Annotated in this window: 22 protein-coding genes and 1 pseudogene; 8 read left to right on the top strand and 15 right to left on the bottom strand. The window is 72.1% G+C overall.

The genetic code is table 11. From position 1 onward, the window contains the following. Positions 1 to 29 precede the first annotated feature (29 nt). The 3 genes from AB0E91_RS02105 to AB0E91_RS02095 are packed head-to-tail and all read right to left on the bottom strand — an operon-like array spanning position 30 to position 3,441. Complete coding sequence (locus AB0E91_RS02105) at positions 30 to 1,562, bottom strand: VWA domain-containing protein (RefSeq protein WP_361773737.1); 1,533 nt, start codon at positions 1,560 to 1,562, stop codon at positions 30 to 32. Beyond that, positions 1,559 to 2,944 carry a hypothetical protein gene (locus tag AB0E91_RS02100; RefSeq protein WP_361773734.1) on the bottom strand — a complete coding sequence of 462 codons (1,386 nt, stop codon included), beginning with the start codon at positions 2,942 to 2,944 and terminating at the stop codon, positions 1,559 to 1,561. Before AB0E91_RS02100 ends, AB0E91_RS02105 begins: the two co-directional genes overlap by 4 nt. Then, a complete protein-coding gene (locus AB0E91_RS02095; RefSeq protein ID WP_361773731.1) occupies positions 2,944 to 3,441 on the bottom strand; it encodes a hypothetical protein in 498 nt (165 codons plus the stop codon). Before AB0E91_RS02095 ends, AB0E91_RS02100 begins: the two co-directional genes overlap by 1 nt. 283 nt (positions 3,442 to 3,724) lie before the next feature. Here AB0E91_RS02095 and AB0E91_RS02090 point away from each other — a divergent pair, with 283 nt between their 5' ends. After that, positions 3,725 to 4,510, top strand: coding sequence for an SAM-dependent methyltransferase (locus AB0E91_RS02090; RefSeq protein ID WP_361773728.1), 786 nt, complete (start codon positions 3,725 to 3,727; stop codon positions 4,508 to 4,510). A gap of 71 nt (positions 4,511 to 4,581) precedes the next feature. Here AB0E91_RS02090 and AB0E91_RS02085 read toward each other — a convergent pair whose 3' ends face one another. Further along, positions 4,582 to 5,367, bottom strand: a complete 786-nt coding sequence (locus tag AB0E91_RS02085) for a CDP-alcohol phosphatidyltransferase family protein (RefSeq protein WP_361773725.1) — start codon at positions 5,365 to 5,367, stop codon at positions 4,582 to 4,584. Between the two features lie 107 nt (positions 5,368 to 5,474). Here AB0E91_RS02085 and AB0E91_RS02080 point away from each other — a divergent pair, with 107 nt between their 5' ends. From AB0E91_RS02080 to AB0E91_RS02060, 5 genes and pseudogenes are all read left to right on the top strand, one after another. After that, positions 5,475 to 6,458, top strand: coding sequence for a dehydrogenase (locus tag AB0E91_RS02080; RefSeq protein WP_361773722.1), 984 nt, complete (start codon positions 5,475 to 5,477; stop codon positions 6,456 to 6,458). A 180-nt stretch (positions 6,459 to 6,638) separates the two neighbouring features. Continuing rightward, positions 6,639 to 7,037 (top strand): 6-carboxytetrahydropterin synthase, encoded by a 399-nt coding sequence (locus tag AB0E91_RS02075; RefSeq protein WP_361773720.1) that lies wholly within the window; start codon positions 6,639 to 6,641, stop codon positions 7,035 to 7,037. A gap of 41 nt (positions 7,038 to 7,078) precedes the next feature. Then, entirely contained in the window at positions 7,079 to 8,284 is a 1,206-nt protein-coding gene (locus AB0E91_RS02070; RefSeq protein ID WP_361775115.1) for a glycosyltransferase family 4 protein, read from the top strand. 83 nt (positions 8,285 to 8,367) lie between these two features. Further along, positions 8,368 to 9,270 (top strand): class I SAM-dependent methyltransferase, encoded by a 903-nt coding sequence (locus tag AB0E91_RS02065; protein WP_361775112.1) that lies wholly within the window; start codon positions 8,368 to 8,370, stop codon positions 9,268 to 9,270. Next, positions 9,267 to 10,175 (top strand): annotated as a pseudogene (locus tag AB0E91_RS02060) (lysylphosphatidylglycerol synthase transmembrane domain-containing protein); the annotation flags it as partial. The gene AB0E91_RS02065 and the pseudogene AB0E91_RS02060, both read left to right, overlap by 4 nt. 101 nt (positions 10,176 to 10,276) lie before the next feature. On the opposite strand, the gene AB0E91_RS02055 reads toward AB0E91_RS02060, so the two are convergent. Next, a complete protein-coding gene (locus AB0E91_RS02055; protein WP_361775109.1) occupies positions 10,277 to 11,110 on the bottom strand; it encodes a creatininase family protein in 834 nt (277 codons plus the stop codon). A gap of 39 nt (positions 11,111 to 11,149) precedes the next feature. Between AB0E91_RS02055 and ribA the strand changes: the two genes are divergently transcribed. Next, positions 11,150 to 11,809, top strand: a complete 660-nt coding sequence (gene ribA, locus AB0E91_RS02050) for a GTP cyclohydrolase II (protein WP_361113835.1) — start codon at positions 11,150 to 11,152, stop codon at positions 11,807 to 11,809. Between the two features lie 16 nt (positions 11,810 to 11,825). Here the strand turns inward: ribA and AB0E91_RS02045 are convergent, their stop codons facing one another. From AB0E91_RS02045 to AB0E91_RS02035, 3 genes are all read right to left on the bottom strand, one after another. After that, positions 11,826 to 13,103, bottom strand: coding sequence for a serine hydrolase domain-containing protein (locus tag AB0E91_RS02045; protein WP_361773716.1), 1,278 nt, complete (start codon positions 13,101 to 13,103; stop codon positions 11,826 to 11,828). Positions 13,104 to 13,173: 70 nt separating this feature from the next. Then, a complete protein-coding gene (locus tag AB0E91_RS02040; protein ID WP_361773713.1) occupies positions 13,174 to 14,532 on the bottom strand; it encodes an MFS transporter in 1,359 nt (452 codons plus the stop codon). After that, positions 14,529 to 15,128, bottom strand: a complete 600-nt coding sequence (locus AB0E91_RS02035) for a TetR/AcrR family transcriptional regulator (protein WP_361773710.1) — start codon at positions 15,126 to 15,128, stop codon at positions 14,529 to 14,531. The genes AB0E91_RS02040 and AB0E91_RS02035 overlap by 4 nt, the downstream gene beginning before the upstream one ends. Positions 15,129 to 15,227: 99 nt before the next feature. Here AB0E91_RS02035 and AB0E91_RS02030 point away from each other — a divergent pair, with 99 nt between their 5' ends. After that, positions 15,228 to 15,668, top strand: coding sequence for a PPOX class F420-dependent oxidoreductase (locus AB0E91_RS02030; protein ID WP_361773707.1), 441 nt, complete (start codon positions 15,228 to 15,230; stop codon positions 15,666 to 15,668). An 82-nt stretch (positions 15,669 to 15,750) separates the two neighbouring features. Here the strand turns inward: AB0E91_RS02030 and AB0E91_RS02025 are convergent, their stop codons facing one another. From AB0E91_RS02025 to tkt, 7 genes are read right to left on the bottom strand one after another with little or no spacing between them, the layout of a single operon-like run. After that, the gene (locus tag AB0E91_RS02025; RefSeq protein ID WP_361773704.1) at positions 15,751 to 16,344 is read right to left on the bottom strand and encodes a histidine phosphatase family protein; all 594 of its coding nucleotides are present in this window, start codon (positions 16,342 to 16,344) and stop codon (positions 15,751 to 15,753) included. Between the two features lie 4 nt (positions 16,345 to 16,348). After that, a complete protein-coding gene (gene gnd / locus AB0E91_RS02020) occupies positions 16,349 to 17,227 on the bottom strand; it encodes a phosphogluconate dehydrogenase (NAD(+)-dependent, decarboxylating) (RefSeq protein ID WP_361773701.1) in 879 nt (292 codons plus the stop codon). Position 17,228: 1 nt separating this feature from the next. Further along, positions 17,229 to 18,884 (bottom strand): glucose-6-phosphate isomerase, encoded by a 1,656-nt coding sequence (gene pgi / locus AB0E91_RS02015; protein ID WP_361773698.1) that lies wholly within the window; start codon positions 18,882 to 18,884, stop codon positions 17,229 to 17,231. A gap of 1 nt (position 18,885) precedes the next feature. Further along, positions 18,886 to 19,812, bottom strand: a complete 927-nt coding sequence (gene opcA / locus AB0E91_RS02010) for a glucose-6-phosphate dehydrogenase assembly protein OpcA (RefSeq protein ID WP_361773695.1) — start codon at positions 19,810 to 19,812, stop codon at positions 18,886 to 18,888. Continuing rightward, positions 19,809 to 21,488 (bottom strand): glucose-6-phosphate dehydrogenase, encoded by a 1,680-nt coding sequence (gene zwf, locus AB0E91_RS02005; protein ID WP_361773693.1) that lies wholly within the window; start codon positions 21,486 to 21,488, stop codon positions 19,809 to 19,811. The genes opcA and zwf overlap by 4 nt, the downstream gene beginning before the upstream one ends. After that, positions 21,488 to 22,630, bottom strand: a complete 1,143-nt coding sequence (tal, locus tag AB0E91_RS02000; RefSeq protein ID WP_361773690.1) for a transaldolase — start codon at positions 22,628 to 22,630, stop codon at positions 21,488 to 21,490. The genes zwf and tal overlap by 1 nt, the downstream gene beginning before the upstream one ends. Positions 22,631 to 22,649: 19 nt before the next feature. Then, positions 22,650 to 24,725 carry a transketolase gene (tkt, locus tag AB0E91_RS01995; protein WP_361773687.1) on the bottom strand — a complete coding sequence of 692 codons (2,076 nt, stop codon included), beginning with the start codon at positions 24,723 to 24,725 and terminating at the stop codon, positions 22,650 to 22,652. Positions 24,726 to 24,839 lie beyond the last annotated feature (114 nt).

Here is a 24,839-nt window from a genome sequence, read left to right as displayed (position 1 = left end):
GGGCGTGAGTCGCCACACAGGCCCGCTGATCAGGTCAGGAACGTCTTGAGTTCGTGCACGAGCTTCTTGATGTGGCCGGAGATCACCGGTGTGCCCAGGTCCTTGAACCGCTCCCGGAACCACGGGTTGACGCTGCCGCGCCCGGAGCTGGTCACCGAGCCGACGGGGATGAACTTCGCGCCCGAGCGGTGCACGGCGGCGAAGCTGTCGTACAGCTCCTGGCAGCGCCACTCGTAGAAGTCGGATATCCAGACCACAACCGTGTTGCGCGGCTCCGCGATCTTCGGCTGGGCGAGCGCCATGGCCACCGTGCCGTCCGTGCCGCCGCCGAGCTTGGTGCGCAGCAGCGTCTCGAACGGGTCGTGCGCCCAGGGGGTGAGGTCCAGCGCCTGCGTGTCGTAGGCGATCAGATGGACGTCGACCTTCGGCAGCCCGGCGAAGATGGACGCCAGAATGGTGCAGTTGACCATCGAGTCGACCATGGAACCCGACTGGTCCACCACGACGATCAGCCGCTGGGGCATCGTCTTGCGGCTGGTGTGCCGGTAGTAGAGACGGTCGACGTAGAGCCGCTCCTCCTCCGGGCTCCAGTTGGTGAGGTTCTTCCAGATGGTGCGGTCCAGATCGAGGTTGCGGAACACCCGCTTGGGCGGCACGGAGCGGTCGAGTTCACCGACCGTGGCCTTCTCGACCTGGGTGCGCAGCACCTGCGCGACCTCGTCGACGTACCGCTTGATCAGCGACTTCGCGTTCGCCAGGGCCACCCCGGAGAGGTTGTCCTTGTCGCGCAGCAACTGCTCGACCAGCGACATACTCGGCGTCAGCCGGGCCGCCAGTTGCGGGTCGGCCAGCACCTCGCGCAGGCGCATCCGCTGGACGAGGCCGGCCTCGATGGCGCCGAGTTCCGGACCGATCTCAGGGATGAGGCGGCTGAGGTCGGGGGTGGGAGAGCCGTATCCGGTGCCGGAGTTTCCTGCCGCACGGCCCCCGCTCCTGCTCCCGGCCTTGCCGCCGCGCAGCTCGCCCGGCTCGCAGCCGAACGCCCGCTCCAGCCAGTCGGCGTCGGCCTGCCAGCGGGCCAGCTGTCCGGCGGTGACCTCGCCGGGGCGGGAGGCGAACACGTTCAGCAGCAGCTTGGAGGCGAGCGCGGCGCGCCGTACCTCGGCGGACCGGTCGCGGGTGCCGTCCGGGTCCGGCTCGGGCGTCATCAGCCCGTCGAGCTCGGCGGCCAGCTCCGGGTGGCGCTGGACGACGGAGTCCACGGAGGCGTCCGGGTCGAGCAGCGCGGGCGGCAGGCCGATGTCCTCGACCACGGCGAGGGACGCGGACTCGAGACCGGGTTGCTCCTCGGGGTCGAAGAGGCGGGCGAGCAGGCGCCAGTAGAGGACCTGGCGGCGGTTCTCCTGGGGGTCGGGGGCGGCGGGGCCGCTGCCGACGGGGGCGCCCTGGCCGGTGCCGGGGGTGATGTCCCGGGCGGTGCCGGGGGTGATGTCCTGGGCGGTGCCGGGAGTGATGTCCTGGGCGGTGCCGGGAGTGAGGTCCCGGGCGGTCTCCTGGGTCATTTCCGCAGCAGCCTTCCCGCCCGCTCGCGCAGCACGGTCACGGCGTCCGTGGCCGCCTTCTCCGCCCGCACCCCGGCCTTGTCGGCCGTACCCCCGGCCCACGCACCCGCGTGCACCGCGACCGCCTTCTTCCGCACGGTCCGCTCCACCGCGAGCGGCTGGAGCAGGAACTCCCCGGCGTCCCAGCGCAGCAGCCCCAGACAGGCGGACGACGCGGCGACGGCCTCCGGGGTGAGCGGCCCGGCAGCCGGTACGCGGTCGGCGTCGACCCGCAGCCGGCACCCGGCGACGTCGAAGGCGAGGCCCTCGGTCTCGTCCACCGCGTACCCCTCCAGCAGGACCGGCACCGCGATCCGCGCCGGATGCCGGTCGAGCGGAGCGGTCGGGAAGGCGGAGGCGGCGGGCAGGGCCACCCGGGCGGTGGTGAACGGCTCGGCGGGCTCCCCGGCACGGGCCCGCGCGTCGTCCCACAGCAGGTCGCCCTCGCCGGTGACCGGCATGGCGTCGAGGTCCATCGCCCGGCCCTCGCCCAGGGCCGCGAGCAGCGACATGTGCGGGCGCAGCAGCTGCCACAGACCGGCGCCGACGACCGAGTCGGGCTTCGGCGCGGACACCGAGGCCCGCACCAGCCGGGCGGCACTGCCGTCGGCGGGCTCGAACACCGCGTGCACCTGTGCCTGTACGGCGGTGGCGTGCTCCTGCACGTCGACGCCGAGCGGCAGCAGCCGACCGGTCACCTCGGTCACCGCCGGGGTGCCGAGCGCGCCCGGCACGGTCAGCAGCAGCGCCCGCGACCACAGGTCGGCCCAGCGCCGCTCCGGCACCCGCTCCAGGGTGGCGCCGGGGCAGGAGGCGGCGAGTTCGGCGGCGAAACCGTCGAGCAGTGCGGCGAGTCGGCGCAGCGCCGGGTCGGGCAGCATCGCGGAGACCACGGGGGCGGCTCCGCCGACGAGCTCGTGGTCGATGCCCTGCCATCCGGCTCGCGCCAGGTCGCACAGCCAACTGCGGGCGGCGAGCAGGAGGTTGACGGGCTGCCCGGCGCCCGCCGGGCCGCGTTCGTCGTCACCGCTCGCGCGCCCGACGGCCTCCCGCACGCGCTCGGTCAGCGCGTCGTGCGCCGAGCCGAGCAGGGCGGTGCGGGCGGCGGCGAGGGCAAGGAAATGGTCCTCGCCCGCGGCCCCGGCGGCCGCCTTCTCCGCCGCCTCCGCGACCCGCGCGGCCAGCGGCGAACCGGCCACCGCGGCGGCGAGCCCGGTCAGCCCCTCGGCCTGGCCGGGCCGCGGGCGCAGCAGCCCGCCGACGAGGGCCTGGTCGAAACCGTCCGCGGCGGCGAGGGCTTCCTCCAGCCCCTCGACGGGATCGGTGAGCAGGTCGACGCGCATCAGGCCACCGCCTTCGTGGTCGGGAACCACTGCATCTCCGGCAACGGCGCGGTGGTGGCGGACAGTTCGAGATAGGCGAGGTGACGCAGGAAGCGGCTGAAGACCTGGGCCGCGGCCGAACTCCCGTCCTGCGCCGGGCGCGTGCCCGTCATGGCGGCGGCGAGCACCCCCGCGTCGCTGCCGTCGGCCTCGGCCTTCAGATACCGGGCCACCCGCTCGCCGCCGTACTGCAGCACGGCCTCGCCGATCAGCGCCCGTATGTGGTTGCAGAACATGCCGCGCGCCCCGCCGCAGGGGCGGTTGTTGTTGGTGCTGCACGCGAACGCGAAGGTCCCCGCCGCGACCGACGAGACGTACACCCGCTCGATGTCCGACCCACTGGACACCACTCCCTGCAGCCGCCCGTCGGCCAGCTCGACGAACGGCACCTTGGCCAGCTTCCGCGGCCGCGCCGACGGCACCACCCGCGCCGCGCTCGACCTCTCCCAGACGGACAACACACCACTCCCATGCACGCGAAAAGGGACGCTCACGCCAGAGCGGCGGAACGTGAAACGAATCTAAGGGGAGCCACTGACAACGGCTCTGAGCTGGGGTTTTAACGGAACGTCAGCAACACTCGGGCCCGCTCGCGAAGAAGCGCGGCCTCGCCCGACCGTCCGTCGGCGGCTGCGACTACGCTGGCGCCGCCGACCTGCTGCGTGAGTGCCGTCCGTCGACGGTGTCCACGCCCGGCCGGATGCTCGGTTACTCGTGTTCTCACGTATGGAGGAGTGTCCCGTGACCGCCGGCGTACCCGCCCCTCGTATCGACACCAGCAAACCCCACCCCGCGCGCGTCTACGACTGGCTGCTGGGCGGGAAGGACAACTACCCCGTGGACCAGCGGGTCGGTGAGACGCTGCCCGAGCAGTCGCGGCGCAGCGCGGCCCGCAACCGGGAGTTCATGCACCGCGCGTCCGCGTGGCTGGCCCGCAAGGGCATCGACCAGTTCCTCGACATCGGCACCGGTATCCCCACCGAGCCCAACCTGCACCAGATAGCGCAGGCGATCACGCCGGGCGCCCAGGTCGTCTACGTCGACAACGACCCGATCGTGCTGCGGCACGCGGAGGCGCTGCTGATCAGCACGCCCGAGGGTGCCACCGACTACATCCACGCCGATGTCCGCCGCCCCGAGGAGATCCTCGAACACGCGCGCCGACGGCTGGACTTCACCCGCCCGACAGCCCTGTCCCTGATCGCCCTCATGCACTTCCTGCCCGACACCGAGGACCCCTACGGCCTCACCCGCACCCTGGTCGACGCCCTCCCCTCGGGCAGCTACCTCGTCCTCTCCCACGGCACCGCCGACCAGCACCCCGAACTCAAGGAGCGGGTCGAGGACACGTACAAGAAGGGCGCGATCCCCCTCCGGATGCGCACCCGCGCCGAGGTCGAGCCGTTCTTCGAGGGCCTCGAACTGGTCGACCCGGGGCTGGTGTTCGCGACCGAGTGGTACCAGGAGGAGCCTGCGCCGGATCAGGAGAAGTGCGGGTTCTACGTGGGGGTGGCGCGGGTGCCGTAAACGGCACGGATGGTTCCGAGAAGGTGTAACGAGCGCGGCCGCACGCAGTCAACCGTGCGGCCGTGCCGGTCTCAGCCGGCGACCAGTTCCGGCGTCTTCGCGGCCGGGGCCGGGATCTCCTCCTCCGGCTCCGCCGGCACCACCACCCGCCGCGCGTTCCGCCACAGCCACGCCACATCCCGCCCGAACGACCACACCAGCGACCCCAGCGCCAGCAGGACCACACCGAACTCCACCTCGTACGGCAGCAGGCCCGCTCCCGCGACGAGGAGGCAGATGCCCTGGAGGGCGGCGACGGTCTTGCGGGCGAAGGACGGGGGGAGGGGGGAGTTGAGCCAGGGGGCGACGCGGGCGGCGGCGACGAAGGCGTAGCGCATGGCGCCGATCAGGAGGACCCAGGGGCCGAGCCGCGTGGACACGTACACGCTCAGGACCAGGATGAGGAACGCGTCCACCTCCATGTCGAAGCGGGCACCCAGCGCGCTGGAGGTGCCGGTGCGGCGGGCGACCTTGCCGTCGACGCCGTCGAGGAGGAGGGCGACCGCGGTCAGGCCGACCAGGAGGGTGACCGGGGGCGTGCTCTCGAAGGAGTCGGCGACCAGGGCCGTCACACCGCCGACCAGGGTGGCCCGGCCGAGGGTCACCCGGTTGGCCGGGCCGAAGGAGCGCAGCGCGGAGCGGTGCAGGGCGCGGGAGAGGACCGCCCAGGTGGCGAACGCGAAGGCGAGCCCCGTCAGCCAGCCGGCCACCCCCATGCCGATGGCCGTGCCGAGCAGGGCCAGCAGCAGAAGCTGTACGCCCGCTCCCACGGCCGTCTCCTGCTGGAGCCTCGCGTCATACGTGTTGTTCAGGGCCACCGCACATCCTCCGGCCGAGTGACAGAGTCGATCATCGCCGCGTACTGTGCGCGGCCTGTGCCCTTGTCGGTACGTGAACCACTTCCCGATCGTTCAGGAGGATGCGGATGAACCCCTCCGCCCGCGCGTTCTGGCTCCGCTCACCCGGTCAGGGCGAGCTGCGCGACGTCACCCTCGCGGCCCCCGCCGAGGGTGAGGTGCTGGTCCGCTCCCTCTACTCCGGCGTCAGCCGGGGCACCGAGACCCTGGTCTTCCGGGGCGGCGTGCCCGAGAGCCAACACGACGCGATGCGCGCGCCGTTCCAGGAGGGCGCCTTCCCGGCCCCGGTGAAGTACGGCTACCTCAACGTCGGCGTCGTCGAGCAGGGCCCCGCCGAGCTGATCGGCCGTACCGTCTTCTGCCTGTATCCGCACCAGACGCGTTACGTCGTTCCGGTGAGCGCCGTCACCGTCGTGCCCGAGCGGGTGCCCGCCGCGCGCGCCGTGCTCGCCGGGACCGTGGAGACCGCCGTCAACGCCCTGTGGGACGCCGCGCCCCTAGTCGGCGACCGGATCGCGGTGGTCGGCGGCGGCATGGTCGGCAGCTCGGTCGCCGCGCTGCTCGCCCGCTTCCCCGGCATACGGCTCCAGCTCGTGGACGCCGACCCGGCCCGCGCCAGGACCGCCGAGGCACTCGGCGTCGACTTCGCCACGCCCGACGAGGCCCTGGACGGCTGCGACCTCGTCGTCCACGCCAGCGCCACCGAACAGGGCCTCACCCGCGCCCTGGAACTCCTCGCCCCCGAGGGCACGGTGATCGAGCTGAGCTGGTACGGCGACCGGCGCGTCACCCTGCCGCTGGGCGAGGCCTTCCACTCGCGCCGCCTCACCGTGCGCGCCAGCCAGGTCGGCACCGTCTCCCCGGCCGCCCGCCCCGGCCGGGGTTACGCCGAACGGATGGCCCTCGCCCTCGACCTCCTGGCGGACCCCGCGCTGGACGCGCTCGTCACCGGGGAGAGTGACTTCGAGGAACTGCCCGACCTCATGCCCCGCCTGGCCTCCGGAGAGCTGTCCGCGCTGTGTCACCGCATCAGGTACGACGCGGCCGTTTGAGCGGGAGAACGAGCGCCACGCCCGTCCGGCATGTGAAAAGGAATCAGCGTCGGCGACCGCCTGACCTGAGAAAAGAGTGAGAGAGGGCTGAACGCGAGCAAGCGGGCAGCCGTACTAGTCGTCAACCCCCGGCGGGAACCGCGGGGGGCACCAGACGCGCCGCACCTGGAGGGTCGTCCGTTGTTCAGCATCACCGTCCGCGATCACCTGATGATCGCCCACAGCTTCCGCGGCGAGGTCTTCGGACCCGCGCAGCGCCTGCACGGCGCCACGTTCCTCGTGGACGCCACCTTCCGGCGCGAGCAGCTGGACGACGACAACATCGTCGTCGACATCGGCCTGGCCACCAAGGAACTGGGCACCGTGGTCGGCGAGCTGAACTACCGCAACCTCGACGACGAGCCCGAGTTCGCGGGGGTCAACACCTCCACCGAGTTCCTCGCCAAGGTCATCGCCGACCGCCTCGCCGAGCGCATCCACAAGGGCGCCCTCGGCGAAGGCGCGCGGGGCCTGGCGAACCTCTCGGTGACCCTGCACGAGTCGCACATCGCCTGGGCGAGTTACGAGCGTGACCTGTGAGCGATCTGACCGTCGACCGCGCGAAGGTCACCCCCGACCGAGTGAAGGCCGCCGCCGACCGAGCGAAGACCGCCGACCGCGCGAAGGCCGGCTCCCTCGCCTACGTCCCCCCGCAGCCCACCGCCCCCAAGAACGTCGGGATCATCCCCATGTCCCTGCGCACCGTGCACTTCGTCATGCCGGGCGGCGTCGACGACCTCGCCGCCCCCAGCGGCGGCAACGCCTACGACCGCCGTGTCTGCCTCGACCTGCCCGGCTTCGGCTGGCAGGTCGCCCGGCACGCCGCGCCCGGCGCCTGGCCCGACCCGGACGCCGCCGCCCGCGAGGGACTCGCCCGCACCCTGCGGGAACTGCCCGACGACACCGTGGTCCTCCTGGACGGCCTGGTCGCCTGCGGGGTGCCCGAGATCGTCGTGCCCGAGGCCGAACGGCTGCGCCTCGCCGTCCTCGTGCACCTCCCGCTCGGCGACGAGACCGGCCTGGACCCGGCCCTCGCCGCCGACCTCGACGCCCGCGAGCGCGCCGTGCTGCGCGCGGTGCCCGCGACCATCGCCACCAGCGACTGGGCCGTACGCCGACTGGTCTCCCACCACGGCCTCGCCCCCGACCGCGTCCACCTGGCCGCCCCCGGCGCCGACATCGCCCCCCTCGCGCCCGGCACCGACGGCGTCTCCCACCTGGTGTGCGTCGCCGCCGTCACCCCGCGCAAGGGCCAGCACCGCCTGGTCGAGGCGCTCGCCGCCGTACGCGACCTGCCCTGGACCTGCTCGCTGGTCGGCGGCCTCGGCCACGACCCCGAGTACGTCGCCGGGCTGCGCGCCCAGATCGAGGGCCACGGCCTCACCGACCGGCTGCGCCTCACCGGACCGCGCTCCGGCGCCGACCTCGACGCCAGCTACGCCGCCGCCGACCTGATGGTCCTCACCTCGTACGCCGAGACCTACGGCATGGCCGTCACCGAAGCGCTCGCCCGGGGCATCCCGGTCCTCGCGACCGACGTCGGCGGACTGCCCGAAGCCGTCGGCCGCGCCCCCGACGGCGGCGTGCCCGGCATCCTCGTCCCGCCGGAGGACCCCGGCGCCATCGCCGCCGAACTGCGCGGCTGGTTCAACGAGGCCGACGTGCGCCGCCGCCTCAAGGCCGCCGCCCGGGGCCGCCGCTCCGCCCTCGGGGGCTGGGCCGCGACCGCCCGCAGCCTGGCCGGCGTGCTCGGCCGGCTCCCCGACGCGCCGAGGAGGGCCGCATGAGCGAGACGACCACGGTCGCCGGGACGGACCCCGGCCACGCCACGGCACCCCAGGAGCACCCGGTGAACACCGACGACGTCATCATGGGCGCCGGTCCCGTGACCCGCCCCGGCGAGCGGCCGACCGTACGGCTGCGCGACGGCGACGCCGAGGAGGCGCCCCGGTACGCGCCCGAGTGGCTGCAACTGCGCGAGGCCGCCGACGCGGACGCCCGCGCCGAGGTCCTGCTGGAGCCGCTGCGCACCCGGGTGGACGAACGGCCCGGCACGGACGGCGGACTCGTCGTGCACGACCTCGGCTGCGGCACCGGCTCCATGGGCCGCTGGCTGGCGGCCCGCCTCGACGGCGCCCAGCACTGGGTCCTGCACGACCTCGACCCCTATCTGCTGCACTTCGCCGCCGTCGCCTCCCCGCGCGCCGCCGCCGACGGCGCCCAGGTGACCGTCGAGACCCGGCGCGGCGACGTCGCCCGGCTCACCCCGGACGCGCTGACCGGCGCCGACCTGGTCACCGCCTCGGCGCTGCTCGATGTGCTCACCCGCGAGGAGGTCGAGACCCTCGCCGCCGCCTGTGCCGGGGCGGGCTGCCCGGCGCTGCTCACCCTGTCCGTCGCCGGGCGGGTGGAGTTCGAACCGTCCGACCCGCTGGACGCGCAGCTCACCGAGGCGTTCAACGACCACCAGCGCCGTACCGGGATGCTCGGCCCCGACGCGGTCGCCATGGCCTGCCAGGCGTTCGCCGACCACGGGGCGACCGTACGGGTGCACCCGAGCCCGTGGCTGCTCGGCCCCGAGCACGCCGCGCTGACCGCGCAGTGGCTGCGCGGCTGGGTGGGCGCGGCGGTCGAGCAGCGGCCCGAGCTGCGCGAGCGCGCCGCGGCCTACCTCGCCGAGCGGCTGGCCGCCCTCGAAGCGGGCGAGCTGCGCGTCGTCGTGCACCACAGCGATCTGCTCGCACTGCCCCGCCCGGCGGGAGGCGCGGGATGAACCCGCCAACGGGGGACACCGCCACGGAGGTTCGGGTGTCGGAGGCATCTCCGACGACGGTGCCGGCCGCGGAGACGGGTGCCCGGGGACGCTTCAACTCCCGTGCGCTGCGCACCCACTTCGGCACGGTCGCCGGGGTCGTCATCCTCGGCGGACTGCTGTGGCGGCTCGGCACCGGTCCACTGATGGACGGACTGCGGCGGATCGACACGCCAACGGTACTGATCGCCCTCGGTGTTGGCGTCCTCACCACCGTGTTCAGCGCCTGGCGCTGGCAGTTGGTGGCACGCGGCCTCGGCATCCGGCTTCCGCTGGGTGCCGCCGTGGCCGACTACTACCGCGCGCTGTTCCTCAACGCGGCGCTCCCCGGCGGGGTGTTGGGCGATGTGCACCGCGCGGTACGGCACGGGCAGAGCGCCGGAGACGTACGGCGTGCGGTGAAGGCCGTCGTGCTGGAGCGGGTCGCCGGGCAGATCGCGCTCGCCGTGGCCGGCACCGTCCTGCTGCTGACGCTGCCCTCGCCGGTACGGGACGACGTGCGCACCGTCGCCGCGCCCGTGGCCCTCGCGGTGGCGGGCGCCCTCGCGGTCACGGTCGCCGTACGGCTGAACCGGGGGTCCGCCGAGGCCGGGCGTGCCGGTGTCCTCGCCGACGCGCGCCGGGGGCTGCTGTCGCGGGAGAGCGGGCCCGGGGTCGCGCTGTCCTCGGCCGTCGTCCTCGCCGGTCACCTCGGGATGTTCGTCGTCGCCGCCCGGGTCGCCGGAAGCGGCGCCTCCGTCGCGGTGCTGCTGCCGCTCGCGGTGCTCGCGCTGGTCGCGATGGGTCTGCCGCTGAACGTCGGCGGCTTCGGCCCCCGCGAGGGCGTCACCGCCTGGGCGTTCGCGGCGGCCGGACTCGGCGCGAGCAGCGGGGTCGCCGTGGCCGTCGTCTACGGCGTGCTCAGCTTCGTGGCGAGCCTGCCCGGCGCCGTCGTCCTCGTCGCCCGCTGGTACGCCGGACTGCGGGGCTACTCCCGTACGGCGTCCGGGAGTTCACCGGCGGACGGCCTCTCGCCGGAGAGCGCGAGTTCCCCGGAGGCCGGGAGCTTTTCGGAGGTCAGCAACGCGAAGTACGGTGCGAAATCCTCCACCAGGCTCGCCAGCAGGCTCTTGCCCTTTTCCGCCGTGGCCAGGGACGGCCGGCCGATGACGCCCGATTCGGTATAGGCGGACATTCCCGTGGTGAGCAGATGACGACGGTCGTCGGCGGTGAAATCGGCGGTCTCATGACCAGGGCGGAGGAATTCGGGATGAGCGTGCAGCAGAATGGACGTCTCGATTTCCCCGGCGTGCATGTCGGTGAGCAGCGAGGTCACCACACCCGCGCGCTCACGGGCCGCCTCCCAGTCCTCCGCGGCCGGGAAGAGCGCCATGCGCTCACCGCGCGCGGAGGCCTCCTGCACGACATTGCCCAGGACGTAGTTCCCGCCGTGGCCGTTGACCACCACGAGGGCCTCGACACCCGAACGGCGCAACGAATCCGCCATGTCCCGCACGATGGCGTGGAGGGTGGTGGAGGAGATACTGACGGTTCCCGGCCAGCCCGCGTGTTCGTGGGAGCAGGAGACCGTCACCGGGGGAAGGAGGTGTACCGGGTACGCGGCGGCTATCTCCCGCGCCACGGCGCAGGCGACGAGCGTGTCGGTCGCCAGCGGAAGGTACGCGCCGTGCTGTTCGAAGCTGCCCACGGGAAGGACGGCGACCTGCTTTGAGACACCCGCCCCCCGCTTCCGTACGTCCTCCGTGGTGTCCGTCGGCATCACCCCGTGTGCCACCGCCGCACGCGCGCCCGAACCACTCATCTTTTTCACGGCCTTTCGTCTCTGCTTAGGAATCAGATCATGACAGAAAACCTCGGCGTCCTCGGCAAGAAGTCCCCGCGGCGTTCGGGCGCGGAACGCGTCGTGAATACCCCGCTGCCCACCGCTTACGGGAAATTCCAGGCGATCGGCTACCTGGACCACGACCGGGGTGACGAACATGTCGCCCTGGTCTTCGGCGAGATAGGCGAGGAGAGCGTACTGACCCGGCTGCACTCCGAGTGCCTGACCGGGGACGCGTTCGGCTCCCAGCACTGCGAGTGCGGTGAGCAGCTGTCCTCCGCGCTGCGCGCGGTCGCCGCCGAGGGCAGCGGGATCGTGGTCTACCTGCGCGGTCACGAGGGCCGGGGCATCGGCCTGCTGGCCAAGCTGCGCGCGATGGCCCTCCAGGCGGAGGGCCTGGACACGGTCGAGGCCAACCTCGCCCTCGGCCTCCCGGTGGACGCCCGCGACTACCGCGCCGCCGCCGAGATCCTCCACGACCTCGGTGTCCGCTCGGTCCGCCTCATGTCCAACAACCCCCGCAAGCGCGAGTCGCTGACCCGCCACGGCATCGAGGTCGCGGAGACGGTCCCGCTCCTGATCGAGCCGAGCGAGAACAACATCACCTACCTCCGCACCAAGCGCGAACGTCTGGACCACGATCTGCCGCACCTGGACGCGGTGGGCCACGGCTCCTGATCCCGACGTCGCGGGATCACCCCACGAGTCCGGCCGCGTCGCGGCCGGACTCGCGCCGTTTCCGGAACGCCCGGTCCGTCACCGCCTCGTGGACCAGGCGGCGCAGCTCCGGGAACACCTTCAGGGTCTTCGGGCGGAGCTGGGTCATGAACTGCACCGTGAGGTCGTGGGCCGGGGCGACCCAGAAGGCGGTGGTCGCCACGCCGGTCCAGCCGTAGGTGCCGGGGGCCGAAGGGACCAGGGTGCGGGCGGGGTCGGTGACGACCGAGACGTTGAAGCCGAAGCCCAGGCCGTCGTTGGCGCGTTCCCGGTGGGCGGGGGCGCCGAAGGCGCGCAGGACGGCGTTGCCGGGGAGCTGGTTGCGGGTCATCCGGGCCAGCGTCTCCGGCCGGAGCAGACGGACGCCGTCCAGCTCCCCGCCACGGCGCAGGAACTCCATGAAGCGGTGGTAGTCGTGGGCCGTCGAGGCCAGGCCGCCGCTGGCCGAGAGGAAGCGGGGTCGGCCGCGCAGGGGGAGGCCGGGGACCGGCTCGATGCCACCGGTCGCGGTCTCGCCGTACAACGCGGCCAGGCGGGGCAACTGTTCGGGGGTGAGGTGGAAGCCGGTGTCGGTCATGCCGAGCGGGACGAGGACGCGCTCGGCGAAGAACGCGTCCAGGGGACGTCCCGAGACCACCTCGATCAGACGGCCCAGCACATTGGAGGCGACGGAGTAGTTCCACTGGGTGCCGGGGTCGAACTGGAGGGGCAGCCGGGCGTACACCGCCACCGTCTCCTCCAGGTCGGCGCCCGGCGGCACGGAGGACTCCAGGCCCGCCTCGCGGTAGAGGGTGTCCACCGGATGGCTGTGGTAGAAGGCGAAGGTCAGACCCGCCGTGTGGGTCAGCAGATGGCGGACCAGGATCGGCCCGGACGCCGGCCGGGTGCGCACGCCCGCACCCGAACCCCCTTCGTACACACGTGGGTTGGCGAACTCCGGCAGGTGGCGGTCGATCGGGTCGTCCAGGGACAGCAGCCCCTCCTCCACCAGCGTCAGTACCGCGACGGCGGTGACCGGCTTGGTCATGGAGTAGATCCGCCACAGCGTGTCCGGCTCCACCGGCCGCCCCGCCGCGAGATCACGGTGGCCGTGGACGGTGAGATGCGCGACGCGGCCGCCCCGGGCCACCGACACCAGGAAGCCGGGCAGCCGGCCCTCGTCCACGTAGCGGGCGAAGTGCCGGTCCAGGCGGTCCAGCGCCCTCGCGTCCAGCCCCGCCTCTTCCGGGTCGACTTCCTGTCGCAGCTGTGCCATCGCTCGCTCTCCTACGGTCGCGTCGTACGCCGTGCGGTCCGGCTCGGTCACCGGGACGACCTGTTGTTTCTCATGGTCGCGCAGGATCGCCGGGAAGGACCCGCACGTCGGCCTCCCGCGCGTCGGCGTCCAACGCGCCGTGTGCGGAACCCCGTTGGGGCAGCGCACGGGCCAACGGAACGGCCGCCGCCGCGACCGCCGCGAACACGCACAGCGCGGCACGCGGCCCCGCGTCCAGCAGCGCGGTCGCCGCCGCCACTCCCACCACCGGGCCGATGTTGAGCGCGGTCTGCTGAAGCCCGCCCGCGACTCCGGCCGCCGTCGACTCCGCCCGGCGTACGACGACATGGGTGGCCGCCACCATCACCGTCCCGAACCCCGCGCCCAGCAGGGCGAATCCGACGCCCAGGGGAAGCGTCCCCGTGGCCCGGGACAGCAGCAGCCCGCCGAGCGCGAGCAGCGCCGTCGCGACACCGGTCGTCCACCGCGCGCCCCAGCGGCGCAGCAGCGCGGGACAGCAGGGGGCCGAAGCGATCATCATCGCCGCGAGCGGCACGCTCCGCACCGCGCTCTCGAACGGGTCGAGCCCCAGGCCGCGTTGGAGCACGTACGTCTCCACGAACAGCGTCCCGAACAGCGCGGCCGACACGGCGACCAGGATGCCGAGCGCCGCCCCCACGGGCCCCGCGCCGATCACGCCGGGCGGCAGCAACGGGCGCGCGGCGCGCCGCTCGTGCCGTACGAACGCGATCCCCGCCACCGCCGACACGGCGAGCGCGGGCACGGTGGCCGCGCCGGGCGCGGACAGCGCGTGGACGAGGGGCGCCAGAGTCACCGCGAGCAGCAGCGCGCCCGGGAGATCGAGGCCGGGCGTGGTGACACGCGGCGCCGTACCGCCCAGTGCGGCCAGTCCGAAGGCCAGCGCCGGGAGCACCCCGAGGAAGAACACCGACCGCCAGCCCAGCCAGGCCGTCAGCGCCCCGCCCACCAGCGGGCCGGTGGCCGCCGCGAGTCCGATCGCGCTCGTCCGCACCGCGAGCGGCATCGCCAGCCGGTCCGGCGGATACGCGGCCCGCAGCATCCCGAGCGTGGCGGGCTGGAGCAGCGCCCCGAACACGCCCTGGACGGCCCGGAGTCCGATCACCCACCCGATGCCGGGCGCGAACCCGATGGCCGCCGACGCCGCCCCGAACCCGAGCATCCCCAGCGCGAACATCCGCCGCTGCCCGTACCGGTCCCCGAGCCGCCCCGCGAACACCAACAGGCTCGCCACGACGAGGAGATACGCGGTACTGGTCCACTGCACCCCGGCGTACGAGGCGTGCAACGACCTCTGCAGGGACGGCTGGGCGACGGTGAGGACCGTACCGTCCAGGGCGACGAGCACCGCACCGGCCACGCTGCACGCCAGCGTCAGCCGCCGGTTCACCGGCACTCCCCGGCGCCGAGGTGCGCGGTAAGGCACGTCTGCAGCAGCGGTTCGAAGTCCGCGTCACCGGTGGCCAGTTGGAGACTTCCCCAGCGCCACAGCTGGGCCAGCCCGTGCAGGTTCGCCCACAGGGCCCCGGCGACCCGGCGGGCGTCCGCCTCCGGCCGTACCCGCCCCACCAGCTCCACGAGCACGCCGAACAGCGGCAGGCTGGTGTCGCGCAGTCCCAAGTGGCCGCTCTCCAGGATGTCGTGACGGAACATCAGCTCGTACATCCCGGGGTTCTCCAGCGCGAAGCGCAGATACGTCCGCGCCAGTGCCGTCGTGCGCGCACGGGGGTCGGCGTCGGCGGAGTCGAGTGTGACCCCCACCGAGACGCCCAGCTGCTCGAAGCCGCGCCGTGCGATCGCGGACAGCAGCTCCAGATGTGTGGGGAAGTACCGGCGGGGTGCCCCGTGCGAGACCCCGGCCCGCCGGGCGATCTCCCGCAGGCTCAGCGCCTGCACCCCCTCGGCGGCCAGCAGCGCCACCCCGGCGTCCACCAGGCGGGACCGCAGCCCCGGGTCGGACGCGCTCAGGGGCGATGGTTCACTCATGGATGACGGCTCACTCATAGACAGTGTCTACCAAGAATCAGTAGACGCTGTCTACGACTTCGGGGAATGCGCCGCCCACCACCCCCCGTTGACCCGGATATGACTGACGACCCGACGACGCAGGACGCCCTGCTGAAGCTGCTCTCCGAGGGGCACGGTGGTGTGCTGGTCACGCTCAAGCGGGACGGCCGCCCCCAGCTGTCCAATGTGAGCCACGCCTACGACCCGGCCGAGCGGATCATCCGCGTCTCGGTCACCGACGACCGGGCCAAGACCCGGAACCTGCGCCGTGAACCCCGCGCCTCCTACTACGTCACCAGCGACGACCGCTGGGCGTACACGGTCGCCGAGGGCACGGTGGAGCTGACCCCCGTCGCCGAGGACCCGCGCGACGAGACAGTGGAGGAGCTGATCCGGCTCTACCGCGACGTGCAGGGCGAGCACCCGGACTGGGACGACTACCGCGCCGCGATGGTCCGCGACCGGCGGCTGGTCGCCCGGCTGCGCGTCGATCGCGCCTACGGGGTGCCCCGGCGGTAGGGGCCCCTCGGACCGCCCCCGAACACGACGAGGCCCGGACCACCCACGGTGGTCCGGGCCTCGGCCGTTCACATCGGAACCGTCAGGGCTGCCGGTTCCACTCCACGATCACGGGCCGCCCGTGCTCCGTCGAGAGACGGCTCACCGTGCCCGTGGCCAGCTGGAACAGCCGGCCGTCGGCGGCGGGCAGACCCAGTCGGCGCGCGGTGAGCACCCGCAGGAAGTGGGCGTGCGCGACCAGGACCACGTCGCCGCCCTCCTCCTGGAGCGCCTTGTCGATCCGGGCCAGGACCCGGTCGGCGCGTGCCCCGATCTGTTCGGGCGACTCGCCCGGATGCCCCTCGGGGCCCGGGGTCACGCCGTCGGTCCACAGGTTCCAGTCGGGCCGGGTCCGGTGGATGTCGACGGTCTTGACGCCCTCGTAGCCGCCGTAGTCCCACTCGACCAGGTCGGGGTCGGGCTCGGTGCCGGTCAGACCGGCCAGCCGGGCGGTGTCCCGGGCCCGGCCCATCGGGCTGGTCAGGGCGACGGCGAAGTCGCGCCCGGCGAGGAGTGGAGCGAGGGACCTGGCCTGCTCCTCACCGCGTGCGGTGAGCGGCAGATCGGTCCAGCTGGTGTGCTGTCCCGACAGGCTCCACTCCGTCTCGCCGTGGCGGACGAGCAGGAGGTCCCCCACGACGTCAGCCCTTCTTCTCGACCGCGTGGCCGCCGAACTGGTTGCGCAGCGCGGCGATCATCTTCATCTGCGGCGAGTCGTCCTGACGGGACGCGAAGCGCGCGAACAGCGAGGCGGTGATGGCCGGGAGCGGCACCGCGTGGTCGATGGCGGCCTCGACGGTCCACCGGCCCTCGCCCGAGTCCTCGGCGTAGCCGCGCAGCTCGTCCAGGTGCTCGTCGTCGTCCAGGGCGTTGACCGCGAGGTCGAGCAGCCAGGAACGGATGACCGTGCCCTCCTGCCAGGAGCGGAAGATCTCGCGGACGTTGTCCACGGAGTTCGCCTTCTCCAGCAGCTCCCAGCCCTCGGCGTACGCCTGCATCATGGCGTACTCGATGCCGTTGTGGACCATCTTGGCGAAGTGACCGGCGCCGACGCGGCCCGCGTGCACGTAGCCGTAGGGGCCCTCGGGCTTGAGCGCGTCGAAGATGGGCTGGAGGCGCTCGACGTTCTCCTTGTCGCCGCCGACCATCAGCGCGTAGCCGTTCTCCAGGCCCCAGACACCGCCGGAGACGCCCGCGTCCACGAAGCCGATGCCCTTGATGCCCAGCTCGGCGGCGTGCTTCTCGTCGTCCGTCCAGCGGGAGTTGCCGCCGTCCACGACGATGTCGCCGGGGGAGAGCAGGTCCTTCAGCTCGTCGACGACGACCTGGGTGGCGGTGCCGGCCGGGACCATGACCCAGATGGTGCGCGGCGCGTCGAGCTTCTCGACCAGCTCGGCGAGGTCCTTGGCGTCGGTCAGTTCCGGGTTGCGGTCGTAGCCGATGACCTGGTGGCCCGCGCGGCGGATGCGCTCGCGCATGTTGCCGCCCATCTTGCCGAGGCCGATGAGTCCGAGCTGCATGTCAGTTCACTTCCTTGAGGGAACGGTAGGCGGCGACGAGGGCCGTGGTGGACGGGTCGAGGCCGGGGACCTCGGCGCCCTCGGTGAGGGCGGGTTCGATCCGCTTGGCGAGGACCTTGCCGAGTTCGACGCCCCACTGGTCGAAGGAGTCGATGTTCCAGACCGCGCCCTGCACGAAGACCTTCTGCTCGTAGAGGGCGATGAGCTGGCCGAGCACGGAGGGGGTCAGCTCGGGGGCCAGCACGGTCGTGGTGGGGTGGTTGCCGCGGAAGGTGCGCGCGGAGACCTGCTCCTCGGCCACGCCCTCGGAACGGACCTCGTCGGCCGTCTTGCCGAAGGCGAGGGCCTGGGTCTGCGCGAAGAAGTTGGCCATCAGCAGGTCATGCTGGCCCTTGAGCGCGTCGCTCAACTCCTCGGCCGGGCGCGCGAATCCGATGAAGTCCGCCGGGATCAGCTTCGTCCCCTGGTGGATCAACTGGTAGTACGCGTGCTGCCCGTTCGTACCCGGCGTGCCCCAGACGACCGGGCCGGTCTGCCACTCCACCGGAGCGCCGTCACGCTGCACGGACTTGCCGTTGGACTCCATGTCCAACTGCTGCAAGTACGCGGTGAACTTGGACAGGTAGTGGCTGTACGGCAGCACCGCCAGCGACTGCGCGTCGAAGAAGTTGTTGTACCAGATCCCCAACAGGCCCATCAGCAAGGGCGCGTTGGCCTCCGCCGGAGCGGTGCGGAAGTGCTCGTCCACGATCCGGAAACCGTCGAGCAGCTCCCGGAACCGGTCCGGGCCGATCGCGATCATCAGCGACAGACCGATCGCCGAGTCGAACGAATACCGCCCGCCGACCCAGTCCCAGAACTCGAACATGTTGTCCACGTCGATCCCGAAACCGGAAACCTTCTCCGCATTCGTGGACAGCGCCACGAAGTGCCGCGCCACCGCCTTCTCGTCACCGAGGGACTCAAGCAGCCACTGGCGCGCGGAGGTCGCGTTGGTGATCGTCTCGATCGTCGTGAACGTCTTCGACGCCACGATGAACAGCGTCTCCGCCGGATCCAGATCACGGATCGCCTCGTGCAGGTCCGCGCCGTCCACGTTGGACACGAACCGCACGGTCAGATCGCGGTCCGTGAACGCGCGCAGCGCCTCGTACGCCATCGCCGGACCCAGGTCGGAGCCGCCGATGCCGATGTTCACGACGTTCTTGATCCGCCTGCCCGTGTGACCCGTCCACTCACCGGAACGCACACGGTCCGCGAAGGAGCCCATCTTGTCGAGCACGGCGTGCACGGCCGGGACGACGTTCTCGCCGTCGACCTCGATCACCGCATCCCGCGGAGCTCGCAGCGCGGTGTGCAGGACCGCGCGGTCCTCGGTCACGTTGATCCGGTCACCGCGGAACATCGCGTCCCGCAGCCCGAACACGTCCGTGGCCGTGGCCAGTTCCTGGAGCAGGGCGAGCGTCTCGTCCGTCACCAGGTTCTTGCTGTAGTCGATGTGCAGGTCGCCCACCCGGACGACGTACCGCTCGGCGCGGGACGGGTCCGCCGCGAACAGCTCGCGCAGGTGCGGCTGGGGCGTGGCACGGTGGTCGGCGAGCGCCGTCCACTCGGGCCTGCGGGTGAGCTTGGGGGTGTCTGACGGTGCGTCGGACATGTCAGGAGTTCTCCTTGGTGGCCTCGCCCTTGAGGGCGATGGCGTACATCTCGTCTGCGTCGAGGCGGCGCAGCTCCTCGGCGATCAGCTCCGAGGTCGGGCGGACCTTCAGGGCCAGGGTGCGCGGCGGCTGGCCCGGCAGGGTCAGCGTGGCCAGCGGGCCCTCGGGCCGGTCGATCACGATCTCGCCCTCGGCGGTGCCGAGCCGTACGGCGGTGACGACCGGGCCGCCGCTGACGACGCGGTCCACCTTCACGTTCAGCCGGGCCTCCAGCCAGCGCGCGAGCAGCTCGGCGCTGGGGTTGTCGGCCTCGGCCTCGACGGCGGCCGAGGTCACCTTGACCCGCGCCTGGTCGAGCGCGGCGGCGAGCATCGAGCGCCACGGGGTGAGCCGGGTCCAGGCGAGGTCGGTGTCGCCGGGGGCGTAGGTGCGGGCGCGGGTGTCCAGGACCTCCAGGGGCCGGTCGACCGCGTACAGGTCGGTGATCCGGCGCTGGGCGAGCGCGCCCAGGGAGTCCTTGGAGGGCGCCTCGGGGGCCTCCACCGGCCACCAGACGACCACGGGGGCGTCGGGGAGCAGCAGGGGCAGCACCACGGACCCGGCGTGGTCGGAGACCTCACCGTAGGTGCGCAGGACGACCGTCTCGCCGGCGCCCGCCTCGGAGCCGACCCGGACCTCGGCGTCGAGCCGGGAGTTGGTCCGGTCGCGCAGGGTGCGCGGGTGGCGCTTGATGACGACCAGGGTGCGCGAGGGGTGCTCGTGGGAGGCTTCCTCGGCGGCCTTGATCGCGTCGTAGGCGTTCTCCTCGTCCGTGACGATGACCATCGTCAGGACCATGCCCACGGCCGGGGTGCCGATCGCTCGGCGGCCCTCCACCAGTGCCTTGTTGATCTTGCTTGCCGTGGTGTCGGTCAGGTCGATCTTCATGGCCTGCGCCAGCTCCGTCCGTCTCGTGCGAGCATCTCGTCCGCTTCCTGCGGTCCCCAGCTGCCGGATTCGTACTGCGCCGGCTTGCCGTGGGTGTCCCAGTACTCCTCGATCGGGTCGAGGATCTTCCAGGACTCTTCCACTTCCTGGGTACGGGGGAACAGGTTGGCGTCGCCGAGGAGCACGTCCAGGATGAGCCGCTCGTACGCCTCGGGGCTGGACTCGGTGAAGGACTCGCCGTAGGCGAAGTCCATCGACACGTCCCGGATCTCCATGGAGGTGCCGGGCACCTTGGAGCCGAAGCGCACGGTCATGCCCTCGTCCGGCTGGACGCGGATGACGATCGCGTTCTCGCCCAGCTCCTCCGTGGCGGTGGAGTCGAAGGGGGAGTGCGGGGCGCGCTTGAAGACGATCGCGATCTCGGTGACGCGACGGCCCAGGCGCTTGCCGGTGCGCAGGTAGAACGGCACGCCCGCCCAGCGGCGGTTGTCGATCTCCAGCTTCACGGCCGCGTAGGTGTCGGTCTTCGACTCGGGGTTGATCCCGTCCTCTTCGAGGTAGCCGACGACCTTCTCGCCGCCCTGCCAGCCCGAGGCGTACTGGCCGCGCACGGTGTGCTCGCCCAGGTCCTCCGGGAGGTGGACCGACTTCAGGACCTTCAGCTTCTCGGTGAGCAGCGAGTCCGCGTCGAACGCGATCGGCTCCTCCATGGCGGTGAGCGCCATGAGCTGGAGCAGGTGGTTCTGGATGACGTCACGGGCGGCGCCGATGCCGTCGTAGTAGCCCGCGCGGCCGCCGATGCCGATGTCCTCGGCCATCGTGATCTGGACGTGGTCCACGTACGACCGGTTCCAGATGGGCTCGTACATCTGGTTGGCGAAGCGGAGCGCCAGGATGTTCTGGACGGTCTCCTTGCCGAGGTAGTGGTCGATCCGGAACACCTGGTCCGGCTCGAAGACCTCGTGCACGACCTTGTTCAGCTCGTGCGCGCTCTCCAGGTCGTGGCCGAACGGCTTCTCGATGACCGCGCGGCGCCAGGAGCCCTCGGGGGCGTCGGCCAGGCCGTGCTTCTTGAGCTGCTGGACGACCTTGGGGAAGAACTTCGGCGGCACCGAGAGGTAGTACGCGAAGTTGCCGCCGGTGCCCCGGGAGGCGTCCAGCTCGTCGACGGCGTCCTTCAGCTGCTCGAAGGCGGTGTCGTCGTCGAAGTCACCGGGGATGAAGCGCATCCCCTCGGCGAGCTGCTGCCACACCTCCTCGCGGAACGGCGTGCGCGCGTGCTCCTTGACCGCGTCGTGGACGACCTGCGCGAAGTCCTGGTCCTCCCAGTCGCGGCGGGCGAAGCCCACCAGGGAGAAGCCCGGCGGCAGCAGGCCGCGGTTGGCCAGGTCGTAGACGGCCGGCATCAGCTTCTTGCGGGACAGGTCACCGGTGACACCGAAGATGACCAGGCCCGACGGCCCCGCGATGCGGGGCAGTCGGCGGTCGCGGGCGTCGCGCAGCGGGTTGTCCCAGTCGGCGGCCGGGGCCACCGGGACACGCACCTGCTCGGCCGCGCGGGCGGCGGCGGGCCGCTCCTCGGCCTTGGCGCGCGTCTTGGGCTCGGCCTCGGCGGAGGCCGGCGTGGCCTCCGTCTCGGCGGGGGCCGCCTTGGCCCCGGCTGGCTTGCTTGCCATTACGCGTCCACTCCCTTGCTCTTCAGGGACTCGGTCACGGCGTCCAGCAGCTCGATCCAGGCGGCCTCGAACTTGGCGACGGCCTCGTCCTCGAGCTGCTGGACGACCTCGTCGTAGGAGATGCCCAGCTTCTCCACGGCGGCGAGGTCGGCGCGGGCCTGCTCGTAGCGGCCGGTCACCGTGTCACCGGTGATGTCGCCGTGGTCGGCGGTGGCCTTGAGCGTGCCCTCGGGCATGGTGTTGACGGTGCCGGGGGCGACCAGCTCGTCCACGTACAGGGTGTCCTTGTACGCCGGGTCCTTCACACCGGTGGAGGCCCACAGCGGACGCTGCTTGTTGGCACCCGCGGCGGCAAGGGCCTGCCAGCGGTCGGAGGAGAAGACTTCCTCGTACGCCTCGTAGGCCAGACGGGCGTTGGCGAGGGCCGCGCGGCCCTTCAGCGCCAGGGCCTCGTCGGTGCCGAGGGCGGTCAGGCGCTTGTCGATCTCGGAGTCCACGCGGGACACGAAGAAGGACGCCACCGAGTGGATGGTGGAGAGGTCGATGCCGCGCTCGGCGGCCTTCTCCAGGCCGGCCAGGTAGGCGGCCATGACCTCGCGGTAGCGCTCCAGGGAGAAGATCAGGGTCACGTTGACGCTGATGCCCAGGCCGATGACCTCGGTGATGGCCGGCAGACCCGCCTTGGTGGCCGGGATCTTGATCATCACGTTGGGGCGGTCGACCAGCCAGTTCAGCTGCTTGGCCTCGGCCACGGTGGCGACGGTGTTGTGGGCCAGACGGGGGTCGACCTCGATGGAGACCCGGCCGTCGCGGCCCTCGGTGGCGTCGTACACGCCGCGCAGGATGTCGGAGGCGTCGCGCACGTCGGCGGTCGTCATCATGCGGACGGCCTCGTCGACGGTCAGGCCGCGCACGGCCAGGTCGGTCAGCTGCTCCTCGTAACCCTCGCCCGAGCCGATGGCGGCCTGGAAGATGGAGGGGTTGGTGGTGACGCCGACGACGCCGCCGTCCGTCACCAGCTCGGCGAGGCTGCCCGAGGTGATCCGCTTGCGCGACAGGTCGTCCAGCCAGACCGAGACGCCCTCGTCGGCGAGGCGCTTGAGGGAACCGGGGGTGCTGATTGCTTCGGTCACAGTGCTCATTCTTTCTTTGTCGCGTGGATCAGGCGCGCGCGGCGGCCAGCGATTCGCGGGCCACGGCGGCGACGTTCTCGGGGGTGAAGCCGTACTCGGCGAACAGGGTCTTGGCGTCGGCGGAGGCGCCGAAGTGCTCCAGGGAGATGATGCGGCCCGCGTCACCCACATAGCGGTACCAGGTCAGGCCGATGCCGGCCTCGACGGCGACGCGCGCCTTGACGGCGGGCGGCAGGACGCTCTCGCGGTAGGCGCGGTCCTGCTGCTCGAACCACTCCACGGACGGCATGGACACCACGCGCGTACCGATGCCCTCGGCCTCCAGGGCCTCACGGGCGGCCACGGCGAGGTGGACCTCGGAGCCGGTCGCGATGATGATCACCTCCGGGACCTCGGTCGAGGAGTCGGCGAGGACATAGCCGCCCTTGGCCGCGTCCTCGTTCGGAGCGTACGTCGGGACACCCTGGCGGGTGAGCGCGAGTCCGTGCGGGGCCGGGTCGGTGGCGTGCCTCTTCAGGATCTCGGCCCAGGCGATGGCGGTCTCGTTGGCGTCCGCCGGGCGGACGATGTTGAGGCCCGGGATCGCGCGCAGCGAGGCCAGGTGCTCGACCGGCTGGTGGGTCGGGCCGTCCTCGCCGAGACCGATGGAGTCGTGCGTCCAGACGTACGTCACCGGCAGCTGCATCAGGGCCGACATGCGGACGGCGTTGCGCATGTAGTCGGAGAACACCAGGAAGGTGCCGCCGTAGATGCGCGTGTTGCCGTGCAGGGCGATGCCGTTCATCTCGGCGGCCATGGAGAACTCGCGGATACCGAAGTGGACGGTACGGCCGTACGGGTTCGCCTCGGGCAGCGGGTTGCCCTCCGGCAGGAAGGAGCTGCTCGCGTCGATCGTGGTGTTGTTCGAGCCCGCGAGGTCGGCGGAGCCGCCCCACAGCTCGGGCAGGACCGGGCCGAGGGCCTGGAGGACCTTGCCGGAGGCGGCGCGGGTGGCGACCGAGGTGCCCTCCTCGAAGACCGGCAGGGCGTCCTGCCAGCCCTCGGGCAGCTCGCCCTTGGAGACGCGGTCGAACAGCTCGGCGCGCTCGGGCTGGGCGGTGCGCCACTCGGCGATCTTCTTGTCCCAGGCGGCGTGCGCCTCGGCACCCCGGTCCAGGGCGCGACGGGAGTGGCGCAGCACCTCGTCGGAGACCTCGAAGGACTGCTCCGGGTCGAAGCCGAGGACGCGCTTGGTGGCCGCGATCTCCTCGGCGCCGAGGGCGGAGCCGTGGGAGGCCTCGGTGTTCTGGGCGGTCGGGGCGGGCCAGGCGATGATCGTGCGCATCGCGATGATGGAGGGGCGCCCGGTCTCGGCCTTGGCGGCGGCGAGGGCCGCGTGCAGCGCGGGGACGTCCACGTCGCCCTCGGCGGTGGGCTCGATGCGCTGGGTGTGCCAGCCGTAGGCCTCGTACCGCTTGAGAACGTCCTCGGAGAAGGCGGTCTCGGTGTCGCCCTCGATCGAGATGTGGTTGTCGTCGTAGAGGAAGACCAGGTTGCCGAGCTTCTGGTGGCCGGCGAGCGAGGACGCCTCGGCGGAGACGCCCTCCTCCAGGTCGCCGTCGGAGACGATCGCCCAGATGGTGTGGTCGAAGGGGGAGGTGCCCGCGGGGGCCTCGGGGTCGAACAGACCGCGCTCGTAGCGGGCGGCCATGGCCATGCCCACCGCGTTGGCGGCGCCCTGGCCGAGCGGTCCGGTCGTCGTCTCCACACCGGCCGTGTGCCCGTACTCCGGGTGGCCGGGCGTCTTCGAGCCCTGGGTGCGGAACGCCTTGAGGTCGTCCAGCTCCAGCTCGTAGCCCGCGAGGAAGAGCTGGGTGTAGAGCGTCAGCGAGGTGTGGCCGGGGGACAGCACGAAGCGGTCACGGCCGGTCCACTCCGGGTCCGCCGGGTCGTGCTTCATCACCTTCTGAAAGATCGTGTACGCGGCAGGCGCGAGGCTCATCGCGGTGCCGGGGTGGCCGTTGCCGACCTTCTGCACGGCGTCGGCCGCGAGAAGCCGGGCCGTGTCGACGGCGCGACGGTCGAGATCGGTCCACTCGAAGCTCTCGGGTGTCTGCGTGCTCATCTTCAAGAAGTCCTCGTTCGAAGCCTGGTTACTGATCAAACGCGTTCAAACTTAAAAGTCTGACTTTTTCGCGGAAAGGTCGGGGTGTGTCAGCCTGTGGTGAATCTGGGACAT

Source organism: Streptomyces sp. NPDC026659 (assembly GCF_040638245.1).
In the GTDB taxonomy this organism is placed as follows: domain Bacteria; phylum Actinomycetota; class Actinomycetes; order Streptomycetales; family Streptomycetaceae; genus Streptomyces.
The sequence above is the reverse complement of the archived record's forward strand: the minus strand, read 5'-3'. Positions and strand labels throughout refer to the sequence as shown.